This is a genomic window from Chitinophaga tropicalis (assembly GCF_009758205.1).
GTDB lineage: Bacteria > Bacteroidota > Bacteroidia > Chitinophagales > Chitinophagaceae > Chitinophaga > Chitinophaga tropicalis.
On record NZ_WRXN01000025.1, the window covers coordinates 1 to 15,922 of the forward strand.

Genomic DNA, 15,922 nt, shown 5'->3' on the forward strand with positions numbered 1-15,922 from the left:
ACCTATCTCTATGTGAGTTAAGTACCCTTCCCAATGCTTTATTCTGATGGGCCGCCGTATACGGAACCGTACGTACGGTGGCTAGAGGGGACAGGTAGGGAACTAATCCCTACCTTCCTACTCAATAATAATATTATTGCTTCTTCTTAGGCGCTGCCTGCTTTAGCTTCTCGGCATTAATATCTTCAGCAGTCCTGGGTTTCGTCATATTCTTCTGCTTCTGGTCCAGGGGTGCAACGACGGGGAACTTCCCTAGCTGCAATGCATCATGAAAAACCTTTTCCACGTGTACCCATTTCCCTGCCTTCCATTTAAACCCTTCATAATCAAGATCAGGTACAAAAGTAGAAGGCTTTTTAGGCTGGTTGGTCTCTGAAATGAGATGATCAAACACGATCATATCCATATCAGGGTTGTAACTCAGGCTGATAGTCGCATCTTTCTTGTATTCCAGTATAAACCTGTTACGTGTAGGTTTACGGATGGTATCTTCCATAAAGGAAAAATAAGGGCCGCCAAACACTGGTACGCTATCTTTAAATGTCAGCATATCCAGCAGCTTCTTCTGGCTGCGTATGTTATTGGCATCCCATCCAAAGAGGGTATAATAATCTTTGTTGAAGTAGCGGCGGTGTAAGATCTTATAGTACAGGCATCCATACCAGCTTTTAGGGCCGGCAATGGTATCTGGGTTATTCATGTAATCGGAATTATCGAAGAGAGGGAACAACTTCAGTTTCCCATCATCCGTTCTCACCTGGATAGCGCCATAATGGCGGTAGAAGCTGGTTTCCTGTTCCAGTCCCCAGGAAAAAATACGGAATGCGCTGTCCTGCGGGTATTGTATGGAGATTGTGCTCAATGAATCGAAAGGGAAGTAGAAGGAGCTGGGAGTTTTGAGCGCCTTTACCAGCAAAGGTATGAACCTGTCGTTGGCAGTCTGCCTGGTAGATTCATCTTTACCTCTCAGTATCTGTTGTGAATAGTACTGCAGGGAATCCTGCTGAATACGCAGAAGAGAATCGTTTTCAGTGCTTAATCTCACCCTTTGTGCATGTATGCCGGTGCATATCAGCATGAAGCTGAGAAGAAAAAAGAGACAGTTCCTGATCATATGTAGGTTCTGGTTAATGTAGCTGCTACCTGCTATTACGTTATATTAGTCAAATTTATTGTATGATCCGCGAAAATTCAAGCAAACTATCACAACGATAATCCATCAGCGGATGGGGGAATGGAAGTTCCGGTAACGTAGAAGGAATAAATACAGTGGTCATTCCTTGTGATTTACCAAATTTCATGTCACTCAGCGTATTTCCCACCATCACGGAACGTGAAAAATCGATCTGCGGAAAATCTGCCTGCGCCTGCAGCGCCATGCCTGGTTGTGGCTTACGGCAGGGGCTGTCATTATTCACATCCGGACAATAGTAGATCTTATCTATCCTTCCCCCTTGTTCCCTGATGATACTCAGCATATTATGGTGTATCTCTTCCAGTCCCTGTTCGGTCAGTAACCCTTTTCCTATACAACGCTGATTAGTGGTAAGTATGATCCTGCTGAAACGTTGTGCCAGGACGGGCAGGGCGGTTAATACACCGTCTTCAAAACGGAACATGTCCCAACTCAGTACATAACCGTTCTTTATTTCATTGTTGATGACACCGTCACGGTCCAGGAATAAAGTCCAGGAAGAATCAATTTGCATCATGTGAAGATAGTATCTTATTTGAGGAAGTCGCTCTGCGCCTGTGCATAATCTTCCGGAATACCAATATCAATAAAATACTGGTCAGCTATAAAGCCGTATACCTGTTTATTCTTCACTTGTTGCTCCAGCACCTCTTTCTCAAAAGAAAATTGTTGTGGCAGTTGTAACCCTTGCAGGTATTCTTTTGACGTCAGGTAAATACCTCCGTTAATAAGTCCCTGTTCACAGAATTTCTTTTCAAGAAAAGCAGTGATACGTGCATTCTCATCCAGTTCCACACTACCATAGCGTTCAAACTGCTGCATAGGCTTAAGCGCCAGTGAAAGCGCGCTTTGTTTTTCTTTATGAAAACTGTGATAATCAGCTAATGGCACATGGAAAAAAGTATCGCCATTCGCAACAAAAAATTCATTGCCCCTGATCTCAGATGAAGCCAGTATAATGCCGCCGCCAGTACCCAGTGGTTCAGATTCAATAACGTAGGAAATTTCCAGTGGCAGCTGTGTTTGCTGGCACCAGTCTATTACCTGTTCAGATCTATAACCGAGAGAAAGCACCACATGTGTAATACCTTGTTCCGCCAGGTATTGCAGCAGGTAATAGAGAAAAGGCCGATCGCCTATGGGCGCCATGCACTTGGGCTTATCTGCCACCACACTGCGTAGACGTGTCCCCAATCCGCCGGCTAAAACTATACATTCTGTGGTCATTCGCCGAAGAGGTTTTTTTCTACTATTTCGCAGATGATATGCCCTATGGTAATATGAGATTCCTGTATACGCGGAGTATCAGTAGAGGGTACGTTGATCAGGTAATCGCTGCCATCTTTCATTTTACCGCCTGCCTGGCCGGTCATGCTCACTACTATCATCCCTTTGTTCTTGGCTACTTTAATGGCTTCCAGGATGTTGGCAGAGTTGCCGGAGGTAGAGATACCTACCAGCACATCTCCCGGTTGACCAATACCACGCAGCATCCGTGCATATACCTGGTCATATCCGTAGTCATTACCTACAGCCGTAAGATAGGAAGTATTGCAATGCAGGGCCTCAGCATACAGCGGAGTCCTGTCTTTATAAAAGCGGCCGGAAAACTCCGCCGCCAGGTGCTGGGCATCAGCTGCGCTGCCGCCGTTGCCACAGAAGAGTATTTTATGTCCCTGTTGCAGGCTGCCTGTAATTACAGTCGCTACCTGCTGTATGGTCTGTATCAGTGTTTCATCTTTGCAGATAGCCTCTTTTACGGCAATGCTCTGCTGTATAACTTGTATAATATTGGTCATGGTCCCTTTTTTAAAAGATCAGATACACCAGGTGTTGATGCCATTGTGTGTAAAATGGTAGCGTTTCACCTGGCCGCCGAAAGCCTGTAAAGCATCTACCACACTGTAACGGCTATTACCTGGGCAATAGAAGATCATAAAGCCTCCGCCACCGGCGCCGGATATCTTACCACCGGAAGCGCCTGCACGTTTTGCCGCTTCGTAGATATCATCCAGCTGGGAGTTGGAAATGCCTTTGGCCATGTTCTTCTTATGCTGAAAACCATAATCAAGAATATCGCCAATTTTATCAATGGTACCGCGCAGCAGAGCTTCCTTCATCATCACCGCCTGTTCTTTGAGATGGTGCATAGCTTCTATAGATGCCTCTTTCTTCTCATTCACGTTCTTCTGCTGTTCAGATATAATGCTGCTTGACAGGCGGCTGGTAGAGGTGTAATAGAGCACCAGGTTATTCTCCAGCTCATCGAGGTATTTCTCTTTGATGCGCAGGGGATTGACGATGACTTTATCATTGTTATAGAATTCCATGAAGTTCACGCCCCCGAAGGTTGCCGCGTACTGGTCCTGTTTACCGCCCGCCTGTTTCAGGTCTTCCCGTTCTATCATATATGCCAGGTGCGCCATATCGTATTCTCCCAATGGCAGTTTCAGCCATTCTGCAAAGGCGCCCAGTACGGCCACTACCAGGGTAGAGGAGGTACCCAGGCCTGAACCGGCAGGTGCATCTACAAATGTGGTGAGCCTGAAGCCAGAGGGAATACCGTAGTCTTTCGCTACCCGGTTGATCACTCCTTTCAGCAGGTCCAGTTTCCCGTCTATAGGAAGAGGGAATACGGCATCGCAGGTAAGGAGCTCTTTCCTGTCGGCAGATTCAAAAATCACCTTGTTCTCCTTTATCGGTTCTATGGCTGCGCGGGCGTAGAGAGAAATAGTGGCATTCAGAATGGCGCCTCCATACATGTCAGAGTAGGGGCTTACATCGGTACCACCGCCGGCCAGGCCAATACGTAAAGGTGCTTTGCTACGATAAATCACAGTATTATCTGGTTTTAAAAACGGCAAGATAAAACAAATGCCATTGCATCCGTCTCTATGACGTTTAAAAAGAAGTTAAAATATATAATGAATATGTTATACAGTGGTGAGCCTGTGTATTTCTGCTGCCAGTCTGTGCCATGAATACTGCTGCTTTTCTATGCGCAGCGCAGCGATCATATCGGCTTCCCGGTTCTCTTTGTAGTACCTGGTTATGGCGGCGGCAATATCTGCCGGTATGGGCTCACACTGGAAGCCCACTACATTGTCAGGCACCATTTCCACCAGACCACCTACGCGGGTTACAACCATAGGTTTATCAAAGTGGTAGGCTATCTGGGAAATACCGCTTTGTGTGGCGCTTTTATAAGGCTGTACAACCAGGTCGGCCGCGCAGAAGTAATTCTTAACGGCATCGTTGGGGATGAAATCTGTATGCATCAGTACTTTGTCGCCCAGGTTCAGTTTTTCAAGCAGCTGCTGATAAGGGGTGGCGTCTTCATAGAACTCGCCGGCCACTATCAGGCGGATGTCCTGGTCTTTTACCTCCTGTTCTGCCATTGCCTGCAGCAGGAGGTCCAGCCCTTTATACTGGCGGATGAAGCCGAAGAAGAGGATGTACCGCTTATCCTGTTCCAGTTTCAATGCCTCCCGGGCCTGTTGTTTGGATACGGGCGTACCGTAGTTATCGTAGATGGGGTGTGGGATCAGGGAAGCCGGCTTCTGTGGCTCAAACTGCCGGAGGTCGTCCAGTACGGACTGGCTCATGGCAATGAAGGCATCTACGGGTTTAAGGAAATATTTTGTGAAGGCCACATCTCCCGGCCTTTTTTCATGTGGTACGACGTTATCGAGTATGGAAACTGCTTTGGTATGTTTGCGCTTTCCCAGCCGCAATAGTGAGCCCAGGCATGGCCCCATTAGCGGGAGCCAGTATTTGGTGACTATCATGTCCGGGTTCCATTTGCGTATCATACGGCCAACACGCAGCCAGTTGAGGGGATTGATGGAATTGATCCGCCTGTGGATACGGAGGTTGGCAGGAGCGGGTTCTGTAGCATACTGGCTTTTGCCGGGAAAGAGGAATTTGGGATACTGTACCGTAAAGGTCCATATCTCTACTTCTGCATCCTTCTGCAGTTCTTCCGCCAGTCGTTCGTTATAAGCTGCCAGACCGCCTCTGTAAGGCCATGCCGGTCCGAGGAGGAGTATTCTTTTTTTCCCCATCTGTAATTATTTGGTACGGTCAATTGTTGTTTCCACCAGGTATTCGTTCCTTTCCGGCGCATTGCGTGTTACCAGTTCCCCGATAAAACCGGTGAGGAACAGCTGTGATCCGATGATCATGGCCAGCAATGCCAGGTAGAAGATGGGGCGTTCTGTCATTTTATAGCCCGCAAAGCCTATCTTCATAACGGCCAGGTAGAGAGCAATGGCGAAACCCAGGATAAAGGAGAGTGTGCCCAGTGCGCCGAAGAGGTGCATAGGACGTTTCCCGAATTTGCTGATGAACATAATGGACGCCAGGTCCAGGAAACCGTTGATAAAGCGTTCCAGGCCAAATTTGGAAGTACCGTATTTGCGGGCGCGGTGTTCCACTACTTTTTCACCTATCTTCCTGAAGCCGTTCCATTTGGCAATGACAGGAATGTACCTGTGCATTTCGCCGTAAACCTCTATGCTTTTGATCACTTTCTTACGATAGGATTTCAGGCCACAGTTCATATCATGCAGCCTTACGCCGCTCATGCGGGTAGTGGTCCAGTTATAGAGTTTGGAAGGCAGGTTCTTGGTGAGGGCGCTGTCATAGCGTTTTTTCTTCCAGCCGCTTACCAGGTCAAAGCCGTCTTCTTTGATAAGGCGGTAAAGTTCCGGTATTTCGTCCGGGCTGTCCTGCAGATCGGCATCCATGGTAATGATCACATTCCCCTGGGCTGCTCTGAAGCCTTCATTGAGAGCGGCAGACTTGCCGTAGTTGCGCTGGAATTTGATGCCTTTTATATTCGGATTGGCGGTAGCCAGTTGTTGAATTACATCCCACGAAGTGTCTGTGCTGCCATCATCTATCATCCATACCTCATAGGAAAAACGGTTTTCCTGCATGACACGGTCAATCCATGCTGCCAGTTCCGGCAGGGACTCTTCTTCGTTTTTCAAAGGAACGATAACGGAAATATCCATGTTCTTATAGTAATATGTTAAGGATGTTTACCTATCTAATATAATACCAATCTATGCTGTTCGTTGTTTGCGGATGGTGAGCGCCAGCAGGAGCGATACCACAAAATAGAGGATAAGTCCGCGCAGGTAGAGCAGGAAACTGCCTGCAAAGGTCAGGCGGAAGTCCTGCTGTGCCTGCAGGTCTGCCAGTCCCTTTTCATAATCCTGTTGTGTGGCGCCCATAGCACGGGAAACATTCTCCATTGCCTTATAGCTTTCAATAGCAGATTGTTTCATCTTCACTGTAACAGAAGGATCAATATAATTGACAAGTATATAGGTAAACAGGGTACTCATGAGGGACCCTATCACAAATGTGGTAAAGACAGGCTGAAGGCCTTCCCTGATGCCAAGTATGCCGGATTGTCTGCGTTTCTTTTCAAGACCTGCCATAAGAGCGCAGATGGAATAGATGATAAGCAGTATGCCGGAAAATTTCAGGCTGAAAAGTACCAGGGCATCTGTGAGATACAGGACTATGCCTGCTATTACAGCTACCACACCGGCAATCAGTCCCCATTTGATACCAGGGTTAGGATATGTTGCATTACTCATACACAAAATGACATTTTAAAGTTGGGCATACTGGCCGTTGATAACTCCTTTCACACTGCCTTTCAGTTCCGCGCCAATATACGCTGAATTTTTGGACCTTCCTGCCAGGTCGGAGGTGTTGAACACCCATTCCTCTTCCGGATCAAAGATGGTGAGATTGGCGATGGCGCCTTCTTCCAGCTTGTGTTCCTGTAAGTTGAAGATCTTACGGGATTGTACGGAAAGCATGTCTATCAGCTTATCCAGCGGTACTTGCGGCAGGTGTTTGCGCAGTACGCCGAAAGCGCTTTCCAGTCCAACCATACCATTCTTCGCATATTCAAATTCCACTTGTTTGGCGTCCCAGTCCTGCGGCAGGTGATGTGTGGCAAAGCAGTCTATCACACCATATTTCACGGCTTCCTGCAGTGCTTTCACGTCTTCTGCAGTGCGCAGGGGAGGGTTTACTTTAAAATGAGTATCGTAAGAAACGAGGTGCCCGTCTGTCAGTGAGAGGTGGTAAGGCGTTACAGAGCAGGTAACCCTGATGCCTTTGCCTTTGGCTTCTGCTATCAGGTCTACAGATCTGCGTGTACTGATGCCCGTGAAGTGCAGTTTTGAATCTGAGTACTGTGCCAGTTCCAGGTCCCGCTGTATGATCAGCTCTTCCGCTATGGCTGGTTTGCCGGGCATGCCCAGCTGTGTGCTGTAGATGCCTTCGTGCATCAGGCCATGTGCGGAGATGCTCAGATCGTCAGGCAGTTGTATAACTGTGCCGTTCACTGCTTTTACATATTGCAGGGCTTTCAGCATGATACCGGGGGACTGTATAGGTTTCAGTCCGTCGGAAAACGCTACTGCCCCTGCCTGCTCCATTTCATACATCTCGGCCAGGGAAGTACCTTCCAGGTTTTTGGTCACCGCGCCTATGGGCAGTACCTGTACGGCGCTGTTGCGCGTTCTGCTGAGCACATATTCTACCTGTGGTTTGGTGTGCAGGGCCGGCTGGGTGTTGGGAACTATCAGTACAGTAGTGTATCCCCCTTTGGCAGCGGCTTTAATACCACTCTGGAGATCTTCCTTGTATTCCTGTCCGGGATCACAGAAGTGTGCAAATACATCCGTCCATCCGGTAGAGACATGCAGGTTAGTGCCGGTTACTACCTGCGCCTGGGGAGCCGAAATGTTTCCCCCGATCTGCCGGATAGTGCCGTTTTCAATTAAAATGTCTTGTTTTTGTCCGTGAAAAGAGGACGAAGGTGCAATTACCTGTACGTTTTTGAGTAGTATATGCATGCTTAGCTTTACTGTGTCTGTCCAAAAAATACCGGCCACAAAAGTAATAGAAAATAAGCTTAAGGAGAGCAGCCTATAGCGGCATTTTGTAAATAAATGATAATCAATTATATATTGATGTATTTTAACGTGGGTTTTAAGCTGTGTGCAGCATAAAAAATCCCTCCCTCAAAAAATTACTTATTTTCGTGCCCCTGACTTCCCTCTCCGGGAAGCTGTATATGACTCTATTTGCATTGGCGATGTAAACATTCATCATCGATAAAAAACGTAAATGAACTTCAGGAAGTTTTTAAAAGGGACGGCAGCTGCAATGGTTCTCGTCACCGTCATGTTTTCAGACAGTTACTCACAAGGCTTTAAAGACGGAAAGATCTGGCTGAATGAGGATGGTAGCAATTATTTCAAATTCACACTTGTTTCGCAGGTATGGTTACGGAATACCGACATGAATCCCGGTAGTACCATCAACGGTTATGAAAAAGACAATTTTACGGACATTGGCATCAGAAGGGCCAGGATGCAGGCCTTTGGCCAGATCACTGACCGTGTGTTCCTGTATACCCAGATCGGGATGAATAACTTCAATTATTCGTCAGACAGGAAAGCGGGTTTCTTTATTCATGATGTGGTAGGTGAATATGAGGTCGTGAAAAAGAATTTATCGCTTGGTGGTGGTCTGACTGCCTGGAACGGGCTTTCCAGGTTCTCGGCGCCTTCTGTAGGTAGCATCATGGGAATTGACGCTCCCCTGTTCGAACAATCTACCAACGATGTAACTGACCAGTTCCTGCGTAAGCTGGCTGTATATGCAAAAGGTAAATTAGGAAAGCTGGATTACCGTGTTACTATGAGCAGTCCTATGTCTGTACAGAAATCGAACGGATACAGCGCCGCCGTAGGACCTAATTCCACATTCTCTGCAAAACCCGCTAAAATGCAATGGCAGGGTTATTTCCAGTGGCAGTTCCTGGATGAGGAAGCTAATACCACAGCCTATGCAACAGGTACTTACCTGGGCGCCAAAAAGGTGTTCAACATCGGCGCAGGTTTCCAGTACCAGCCAGACGCAATGTGGCATGCAGGCGCCGCCGGAGATACTGTTGAAACCAATATGCAGCATTTTGCTGTAGATGTATACTATGATGCTCCAATCAACCCGTCTACCGGCAGCGCTGTCAGTGCATATGCTGCCTACATGAATTTTAACTGGGGCAAGGGATACCTGCGTAACCAGGCTACCATGAACCCGGCCAATGGTTCCAGCAGGCCGGAGATCCTGAATGGCAGCGGTAATGGCTACCCTTCATTCGGCACGGGCAACCTGTTGTACGGACAGGCGGGTTATAAATTTAAAAACAACCTGATAGGAAAGACAACCCTGATGCCTTATGCAAGCCTGCAGTATGCGCATTACGACAGGTTGAAAGAAGATATGAAGTTCTGGGACCTGGGTGTGAACTGGCTGCTGAAAGGGCATACGTCAAAACTGACCATGGCTTACCAGATCAGGCCTGTTTATGAAACGATAGCAGGGCAGGATAAGGCCAGTCTGACTACACATAAGGGTAGTTTCATTGTGCAGTACCAGGTGTTTTTGAATTAATTAGATGAATGACTGGCCACTGGCTAGTCTTCTTCATCAAAAAAAACGCTTTTGCCTTCGGCAAAAGCGTTTTTTTTGATGAAGAATCTGTGTTAATCAATCAATTTCTTTTGACCCCAGGTATTTCCAAAACCAGATCCTCCCCATACGCACTTCCTGGTGTCTGATACCCTGGTTTATAATTCCCTTCCAGTATTTTTTTAGAGATCGTGAGGATAGCATCTGTTGTCAATGAATATGCTTCCGGACAACTCATGTGCGCCGTCAGGGTTTCTCCTTTAGCATTGGTGGCTTTTCCCCACACCAGGCTGATAGCCTTATCCCGCATGGCATCGTCAGGCCCCGCGGATGATTTTGGGATAGAGATAGCAGCTACCAGCTTACGCATAAAAGAAGTACGCAGCAGCCAGTTAAATGCAGATTGAGCTTTCAGCAGATACCATGCTGCTTTATTGATGCTGGTATAGGCAACAATGTTAGGAATGCCCGTAGTGAAATAAGCAGTGCTCACATCTCCCCAGGGAAGGCTCATCACAAAGATCTTTTCCTTACGCCCGGGAAATTCCAGGGTCATACCACGTTTCCCAACAGGCTCTGGCACCAGTTTACCATCCTTCCGCACCGCTCCCGGCATACCTAGTTTATGCAGGGTAGAGATAGTGGTGCCACGTGAAAGAGCGCTTCCAAGTATTGCAAATGCCATGCTGAGGTGTGTAGCATCAGGCATACGGTTCTTCAACCAGAGAGCCAGGCAGTCTGTCGGCACTACATCAAATCCTGCTCCCGGCAATATCATAATATTACTCGCTTTCGCCCTGCTATCCAAAGCCAGCAGCATATCAAACACGTCTGTATCCCCATTCAGGTCTATATAATGAGTGTTGGTAGCCAGGCAGGCTTCCACCATTGGCTGAGCCGTGATATGATAAGGGCCGGCAGCCTGTACAACAAGCGGTACATCCTGTAAAGCAGCTTTCAGTGCATTGCTGTCAAAGAGGTCTACTATCCTGTAAGGTAGATTCAACCTGGTGGCCAGTGGTTCTATCGCCTCTTTTCTTCTGCCTGCAAGGATAGGTTGCAGGCCGTATTGATGTGCAAAGCGGGCAATCAGCTCGCCGCTGTATCCATTAGCGCCGTAAAGCAGGAATGTGTTTTGTTGCATGCGGGAAAAATACAAAGAATATTGGGAATAGTTAATATGAGATACCAAACATTGTTTTTAATATTTAACAATGTTAAATATATTTGCACCTGTTAAACGATGTAGTATGAAGAATAAAGAGATCCAGGAACAGCGGATGAGGGGGTATTTCCTTGATGCCACCAAAGAAATGGTAAGAGCAGAGGGACTGAAAAGTCTCAGCGTGCGCAGCATAGCTGACAAGGCGGGATATTCCTATGCCACAATGTACAGCTATTTTAAAGATGTGAATGACCTGGTATTCCTCTGCGTACAGGACTTTTATGAAGAATGCCGTCAGCAGGTAACGGATCAGACAAAGAAGAAGGAGAGGGGATTGAAACGCTTAAAGGCAATGGTCCGCGCCTATGCAGATTTCTTTGTACAATATCCCGGCATTTTTGAGCTATTCTTCCTGGAGCGTATGGGTAATTTCAAAGAGAGCGATGTGATCAACCTGTCATTAGACAGGATATGTGAGGAGGAATGGAACTATTGCGCTGCCAAAGGAATTATCAGGGCCGAAGAGATAGAGGGAATGAAAGCTCGCACCAGGTATACAATATTTGGCCTGCTGCTTATGTATCTGAACAGAAGGGCGCCATCATCATACACAGAGTTCCTGCACTTATTCAATGCTCAGCTGGACACCATCCTGGAAAACTCAAGGCCGGAACAAAGCAGCACTACCGTGAATAATTCTCTGATCTCAATTAAAGTAGGAAATAACAAGTGATGAAGACGAAGAAAGAATTAAAGGAAGAATATAAACAGATGAAGTTCCGCATGGGAGTGTTCCAGGTAAGGAATACCATCAACGGAAAAATATATGTTGATAGCAGTGTGAACCTGGATATGATCTGGAACAGGCACAGAACACAGCTGAATTTTGGTGTGCATCCTAACGTACAGCTACAACAGGAGTGGAATGAAATGGGAGCAGATAATTTTGTTTATGAGATCATCTCCGAAATAGCACATAAGGAAGATGAGGTGATAGATTATGCCAAAGAAGTGAAACAGCTTGAGGTGATGTTTATAGAAGAGCTGAAACCTTTCGGAGAAAAAGGTTATCACAACGTCAAATAAATGTTCTAAGCAGTTTTTACGACACCTGAAGAAATACAAAAGGCCCTGGTAATTAATTGTAAATATGACATGAAAAAGCCCTAATTTAACCGCGGGTATTACCCGGTATTTACTACCTTTCGGATATAACCCGGTAAGAACGATGATGAGTTACAAAAGCATATTTATGGCATTACTGGCGCTTGCATGGAGTACAGCATTTGCGCAGGACAGCCTGATCTCCAACATCACCAGCCGTGAAGCCACAAGCCTGAACGGCCGCTGGCAATATATCGTTGATCCATATGAGACAGGATTTTACGACTACCGCTTTAAAGAACGCAGGGAAGATGACCCGGAAGCCTATTGGAACAGGGCAGAACAGGCAAACAGGACAGAGCGGAAAGAACATGGTTACAGCGGGAAATATGAGCTGGAAGTGCCGGGCGACTGGAACCATCAGCAACCACAGTTCGTTTATTACGAAGGCAGCATCTGGTACAAGCGTTCTTTCGATTTTATAAAGCATAAAGAAGGCAGCCGCTATTTCCTGTATTTTGGGGCGGTAAATTACCGTGCAGATGTTTACCTGAATGGTAAGAAGCTGGGCATGCATAAAGGCGGATTTACCCCGTTTAATTTCGAAATACCGGCATCCCTGCTGAAAGAGAAAGACAATTTCCTGGTGGTAAAAGTAGATAACAGGCGTTATGCAGATGAGGTGCCTACACTGAATACCGACTGGTGGAATTACGGTGGTATTACCCGCGATGTAAAGATAGTAGAGCTGCCGCAATCATTCATACGTGACTTTGTATTACAGTTAAAGAAAACTTCTTCTTCAGAGGCAGAAGGTTACGTGAAATTCAATGGAACACCTTCCCCGGTTACTATCGAGATACCTGCGCTGAAACTGAAACAGCAGGTGCCTGTTTCCAATGGAGAAGTAAAGTTCAGCTTTAAGCTGCCGAAAGCAGAGCTGTGGTCGCCTGAGCATCCGAAATTGTATGATGTGGTGATCACATCATCGTCAGATAAAGTAACAGATAAGATAGGGTTCAGGACTGTTGAAGCCCGTGGAAAACATGTGTTGCTGAATGGTAAGCCCATCTTCATGCGTGGTATCTGTATACATGGGGAGATCCCCCAGGATGTACGCAGGGCATACAGCGATGAGGATGCCAGGCAGTTGCTGGGACAGGCCAGGGAACTGGGATGTAACATGGTAAGGCTGGCACATTATCCCCATGATGAAAGGATGGTAAGACTGGCCGATTCCCTTGGAATACTGGTCTGGTCAGAGATACCTGTTTACTGGACCATTAACTTCGGCAGTGCGGAAGTACTGGAGAAAGCAAAGGCCCAACTTACAGAGATGATCACAAGAGATCATAACAGGGCCAGTGTGATTATCTGGTCTGTCGGCAATGAAACCCCGGTAAGCCCCGTGCGTACTAACTTCATGCATAACCTGATCACCCGGGCTAAAGAGCTGGATGGAACAAGAATGGTATCTGCCGCACTGGAAGTGAACTATAATTCAGGTAAAGACCTGAACATGGTGGATGACCCGCTGGGAGAGTTCGTAGATCTTGTAGCATTCAATGAATACCTGGGCTGGTATGGAGGATTGCCCGATAAATGCCGTACAACCAACTGGGGCACTATCTATGACAAACCTTTCTTTATAAGTGAAACAGGGGCAGAGGCTAAGGCCGGTTTCCACGGTGATTCCCTGACCCGTTTCAGTGAAGAATACCAGGAATGGTTTTTTAAGGAGCAGCTGGATATGCTGAGCCGTATGCCTGAAAATTTCTGTGGTATTACGCCGTGGTTACTGGCGGATTTCCGTTCTCCCAAAAGGAATAATCCTTTCTACCAGGAAGGATGGAACAGGAAAGGAATGTATGATGATAAAGGGAATAAGAAAAAGGCTTTCTATATCCTGAAAGCCTGGTATGACTCCAAACGGCCGTAGGCGCGTTAGCGCTCTATACTCAAAAAAAATGCTCCGCCAACGGCGGAGCATTTTTTTTGAGTATATTTTTAGTGCTATACTTTCTTCTTCGCATAATCAAAAACCAACTGGCAGAATACTTTCACACCTACATCCAGTTTGGAATCATCAATAAAGAAGTCCGGTGTGTGATGTGCCGCTGCCTTTGCCGGGTCTTGTCCGGGAGGCAATCCACCAAGAAAAAAGAAGAATGCCGGTGCTTTATCACCGTAAAAAGAAAAATCTTCCGCCCCGGTAGTCCATTCTGATTCCTTCACGTTATCTTTCCCTGCCGCCGTTTCGATGGAAGGCAGCATCAGCTTTACAAGCTCCGGGTTATTATAAGTCACTTTCGTCTTTGTATCTATTGTTACTTCAGCAGTTGCGCCGGAGGCTTCAGCTATTTTGGTTGCCGTGAGCTTCATTTTTTCATGAACACTTTGCTGCATTTTAGTGTCTAATGTACGTATCGTACCTTCCATCACCAGTTCTTCGGGGATGATGTTGCTGCGCACACCACTATGTATTTTGCCTACAGTGATCACTACCGGGGCTTTAGTCAGTTCCGACTGGCGACTCACAATATTCTGAAATCCCTGTATGATCTGGGATGCTACGGCTATAGGATCAATACCGGACCAGGGCTGTGACCCGTGCGACTGACGGCCTTTTACCTTCACGGTGAACCAGTCGCTCGATGCCATTACCGATCCCGATTTATATTTCACTGTACCTATAGGCGTCTGTGAATTGATATGAAGGCCAAAGATGGCATCTACTTTAGGATTCTCCATGACGCCTTCTTTGATCATGAGTGGTGCACCTCCTTCTTCATCGCCCGGAGCGCCTTCTTCTGCGGGCTGGAAGATGAACTTAACGGTACCGGGCACATCTTTTTTCATGCTGCTCAATACTTCAGCTGTACCTAATAAGATGGCTATATGGGTATCATGTCCGCAGGCATGCATGACCGGCACTCTTTGACCCAGGTATTCTGCTGTATCGGTGGACTTAAACGGGAGGTTGGCCCTTTCATAAACCGGCAGGGCATCTATATCGGCGCGGAGGGCTACTACAGGGCCGGGCTTACCGCCTTTCAGAATAGCCACCACCCCGGTTTTGGCAATGCCGGTATGTACTTCCAGTCCCAGTTTCCTGAGATGGGCTGCAATAAACTCAGATGTTTTAAACTCACGGTTGGAGAGCTCAGGATTCTGATGGAGGTGTCTTCTCCAGGATACGACGGAATCTTTTACGTTGGCTACGTTCCGGTCAAGATCTTTGATCTGTGCAAAGCTAAAGATGGGCACAAAGGAGAGCAATGATAACAGCTGGTACTTCATAAGCGCATTCAGATTTTAGTTGTTACTACAAAATAACAATTTATCCTTTAGGGTTACAGCTCATTTTTTCAGCTGCTTATAATACCGGGAAAAACATCGCCCAAAATGCTTTTACAACAGATAAAAGCATTTTGGGCGATCAGGTTCGCAGCAACCGGTAGTACTATTTAGCAAAGCGGATAATAAATTCAGTCACCTGGAAGCTGCTTCGGGCAGGTTTCTTTTCTCCCGGCACTACCAGCCTGAAAGGGCCTTTCCCTGCAGGTAACGGACCACCTTCCAGCTGATCGGCAAGGATAGCGGTCCTGTCGGTAAAGCTGGTATCCAGTTCTGCAAGAGAGAAAAGTACCTCATAGCCATCAGCACATTTTACCAGCATGTACTTGGTCAGGTTCTCTCCCCGCAGCTGTTTACCTGTGGTAACACCTGCCAGGTCCAGTATTTCAGGGATGGTCACGCCTGTGTACTTATGTTCTTTCCCGTCCCTGTCTTTCAATGCAACGGTAGTACGTTTCATCTTCGAAAGGCCGGCAGCTGTGAGCTGAAGGGGATGTGTTACTTCCCCGGTTACACTGAGAGAAGCTTCCTGTGCAGATGCCTGGTGCAGGGAAAAACAGGCCAGGAGAGCAATGAGATATACCTTCATA

At 46.9% G+C, this 15,922-nt stretch carries 16 protein-coding genes; 4 read left to right on the forward strand and 12 right to left on the reverse strand.

Annotation, left to right across the window (positions count from 1 at the left end):
- Positions 1-133: 133 nt before the first annotated feature.
- From GO493_RS29355 to GO493_RS29395, 9 genes are all read right to left on the reverse strand, one after another.
- Positions 134-1,114 carry a hypothetical protein gene (locus tag GO493_RS29355; RefSeq protein ID WP_157309813.1) on the reverse strand — a complete coding sequence of 327 codons (981 nt, stop codon included), beginning with the start codon at positions 1,112-1,114 and terminating at the stop codon, positions 134-136.
- Positions 1,115-1,169: 55 nt separating this feature from the next.
- Positions 1,170-1,712: a D-glycero-alpha-D-manno-heptose-1,7-bisphosphate 7-phosphatase gene (locus GO493_RS29360; protein ID WP_232539154.1), complete on the reverse strand. Its 543-nt coding sequence runs from the start codon at positions 1,710-1,712 to the stop codon at positions 1,170-1,172.
- 14 nt (positions 1,713-1,726) lie between these two features.
- Entirely contained in the window at positions 1,727-2,422 is a 696-nt protein-coding gene (locus tag GO493_RS29365) for a nucleotidyltransferase family protein (protein ID WP_157309814.1), read from the reverse strand.
- Entirely contained in the window at positions 2,419-2,994 is a 576-nt protein-coding gene (locus GO493_RS29370) for a D-sedoheptulose-7-phosphate isomerase (protein WP_157309815.1), read from the reverse strand. Before GO493_RS29370 ends, GO493_RS29365 begins: the two co-directional genes overlap by 4 nt.
- An 18-nt stretch (positions 2,995-3,012) precedes the next feature.
- Positions 3,013-4,032, reverse strand: a complete 1,020-nt coding sequence (locus GO493_RS29375; protein ID WP_317165475.1) for a GHMP family kinase ATP-binding protein — start codon at positions 4,030-4,032, stop codon at positions 3,013-3,015.
- Between the two features lie 96 nt (positions 4,033-4,128).
- The gene (locus tag GO493_RS29380; protein ID WP_157309817.1) at positions 4,129-5,259 is read right to left on the reverse strand and encodes a glycosyltransferase; all 1,131 of its coding nucleotides are present in this window, start codon (positions 5,257-5,259) and stop codon (positions 4,129-4,131) included.
- 6 nt (positions 5,260-5,265) lie between these two features.
- Positions 5,266-6,213 (reverse strand): glycosyltransferase family 2 protein, encoded by a 948-nt coding sequence (locus GO493_RS29385; protein WP_157309818.1) that lies wholly within the window; start codon positions 6,211-6,213, stop codon positions 5,266-5,268.
- A 51-nt stretch (positions 6,214-6,264) separates the two neighbouring features.
- A complete protein-coding gene (locus GO493_RS29390; protein ID WP_157309819.1) occupies positions 6,265-6,807 on the reverse strand; it encodes a DUF4199 domain-containing protein in 543 nt (180 codons plus the stop codon).
- A gap of 15 nt (positions 6,808-6,822) precedes the next feature.
- Complete coding sequence (locus GO493_RS29395; RefSeq protein ID WP_157309820.1) at positions 6,823-8,082, reverse strand: dihydroorotase; 1,260 nt, start codon at positions 8,080-8,082, stop codon at positions 6,823-6,825.
- Between the two features lie 274 nt (positions 8,083-8,356).
- Here GO493_RS29395 and GO493_RS29400 point away from each other — a divergent pair, with 274 nt between their 5' ends.
- Positions 8,357-9,688, forward strand: a complete 1,332-nt coding sequence (locus tag GO493_RS29400) for a hypothetical protein (protein WP_198315863.1) — start codon at positions 8,357-8,359, stop codon at positions 9,686-9,688.
- Positions 9,689-9,788: 100 nt separating this feature from the next.
- Here the strand turns inward: GO493_RS29400 and GO493_RS29405 are convergent, their stop codons facing one another.
- Positions 9,789-10,850, reverse strand: coding sequence for a saccharopine dehydrogenase family protein (locus tag GO493_RS29405; RefSeq protein WP_157309821.1), 1,062 nt, complete (start codon positions 10,848-10,850; stop codon positions 9,789-9,791).
- Between the two features lie 106 nt (positions 10,851-10,956).
- Here GO493_RS29405 and GO493_RS29410 point away from each other — a divergent pair, with 106 nt between their 5' ends.
- From GO493_RS29410 to GO493_RS29420, 3 genes are all read left to right on the forward strand, one after another.
- Positions 10,957-11,604 carry a TetR/AcrR family transcriptional regulator gene (locus GO493_RS29410; RefSeq protein ID WP_157309822.1) on the forward strand — a complete coding sequence of 216 codons (648 nt, stop codon included), beginning with the start codon at positions 10,957-10,959 and terminating at the stop codon, positions 11,602-11,604.
- Positions 11,604-11,957, forward strand: coding sequence for a GIY-YIG nuclease family protein (locus GO493_RS29415; RefSeq protein ID WP_157309823.1), 354 nt, complete (start codon positions 11,604-11,606; stop codon positions 11,955-11,957). The genes GO493_RS29410 and GO493_RS29415 overlap by 1 nt, the downstream gene beginning before the upstream one ends.
- Before the next feature lie 166 nt (positions 11,958-12,123).
- Positions 12,124-13,914: a glycoside hydrolase family 2 protein gene (locus tag GO493_RS29420; RefSeq protein ID WP_232539155.1), complete on the forward strand. Its 1,791-nt coding sequence runs from the start codon at positions 12,124-12,126 to the stop codon at positions 13,912-13,914.
- A 74-nt stretch (positions 13,915-13,988) separates the two neighbouring features.
- On the opposite strand, the gene GO493_RS29425 is transcribed toward GO493_RS29420, so the two are convergent.
- Positions 13,989-15,275, reverse strand: a complete 1,287-nt coding sequence (locus tag GO493_RS29425) for an amidohydrolase (protein ID WP_157309824.1) — start codon at positions 15,273-15,275, stop codon at positions 13,989-13,991.
- Between the two features lie 163 nt (positions 15,276-15,438).
- Positions 15,439-15,921 carry a molybdopterin-dependent oxidoreductase gene (locus GO493_RS29430; protein WP_157309825.1) on the reverse strand — a complete coding sequence of 161 codons (483 nt, stop codon included), beginning with the start codon at positions 15,919-15,921 and terminating at the stop codon, positions 15,439-15,441.
- Position 15,922 lies beyond the last annotated feature (1 nt).

Coding starts and splice junctions, on each gene's coding strand:
- GO493_RS29355 (WP_157309813.1), bottom strand. CDS start 1,114: ATGATCAGGAACTGTCTCTTTTTTCTTCTCAGCTTCATGCTGATATGC.
- GO493_RS29360 (WP_232539154.1), bottom strand. CDS start 1,712: ATGATGCAAATTGATTCTTCCTGGACTTTATTCCTGGACCGTGACGGT.
- GO493_RS29365 (WP_157309814.1), bottom strand. CDS start 2,422: ATGACCACAGAATGTATAGTTTTAGCCGGCGGATTGGGGACACGTCTA.
- GO493_RS29370 (WP_157309815.1), bottom strand. CDS start 2,994: ATGACCAATATTATACAAGTTATACAGCAGAGCATTGCCGTAAAAGAG.
- GO493_RS29380 (WP_157309817.1), bottom strand. CDS start 5,259: ATGGGGAAAAAAAGAATACTCCTCCTCGGACCGGCATGGCCTTACAGA.
- GO493_RS29385 (WP_157309818.1), bottom strand. CDS start 6,213: ATGGATATTTCCGTTATCGTTCCTTTGAAAAACGAAGAAGAGTCCCTG.
- GO493_RS29390 (WP_157309819.1), bottom strand. CDS start 6,807: ATGAGTAATGCAACATATCCTAACCCTGGTATCAAATGGGGACTGATT.
- GO493_RS29395 (WP_157309820.1), bottom strand. CDS start 8,082: ATGCATATACTACTCAAAAACGTACAGGTAATTGCACCTTCGTCCTCT.
- GO493_RS29400 (WP_198315863.1), top strand. CDS start 8,357: ATGAACTTCAGGAAGTTTTTAAAAGGGACGGCAGCTGCAATGGTTCTC.
- GO493_RS29405 (WP_157309821.1), bottom strand. CDS start 10,850: ATGCAACAAAACACATTCCTGCTTTACGGCGCTAATGGATACAGCGGC.
- GO493_RS29410 (WP_157309822.1), top strand. CDS start 10,957: ATGAAGAATAAAGAGATCCAGGAACAGCGGATGAGGGGGTATTTCCTT.
- GO493_RS29415 (WP_157309823.1), top strand. CDS start 11,604: ATGAAGACGAAGAAAGAATTAAAGGAAGAATATAAACAGATGAAGTTC.
- GO493_RS29420 (WP_232539155.1), top strand. CDS start 12,124: ATGGCATTACTGGCGCTTGCATGGAGTACAGCATTTGCGCAGGACAGC.
- GO493_RS29425 (WP_157309824.1), bottom strand. CDS start 15,275: ATGAAGTACCAGCTGTTATCATTGCTCTCCTTTGTGCCCATCTTTAGC.
- GO493_RS29430 (WP_157309825.1), bottom strand. CDS start 15,921: ATGAAGGTATATCTCATTGCTCTCCTGGCCTGTTTTTCCCTGCACCAG.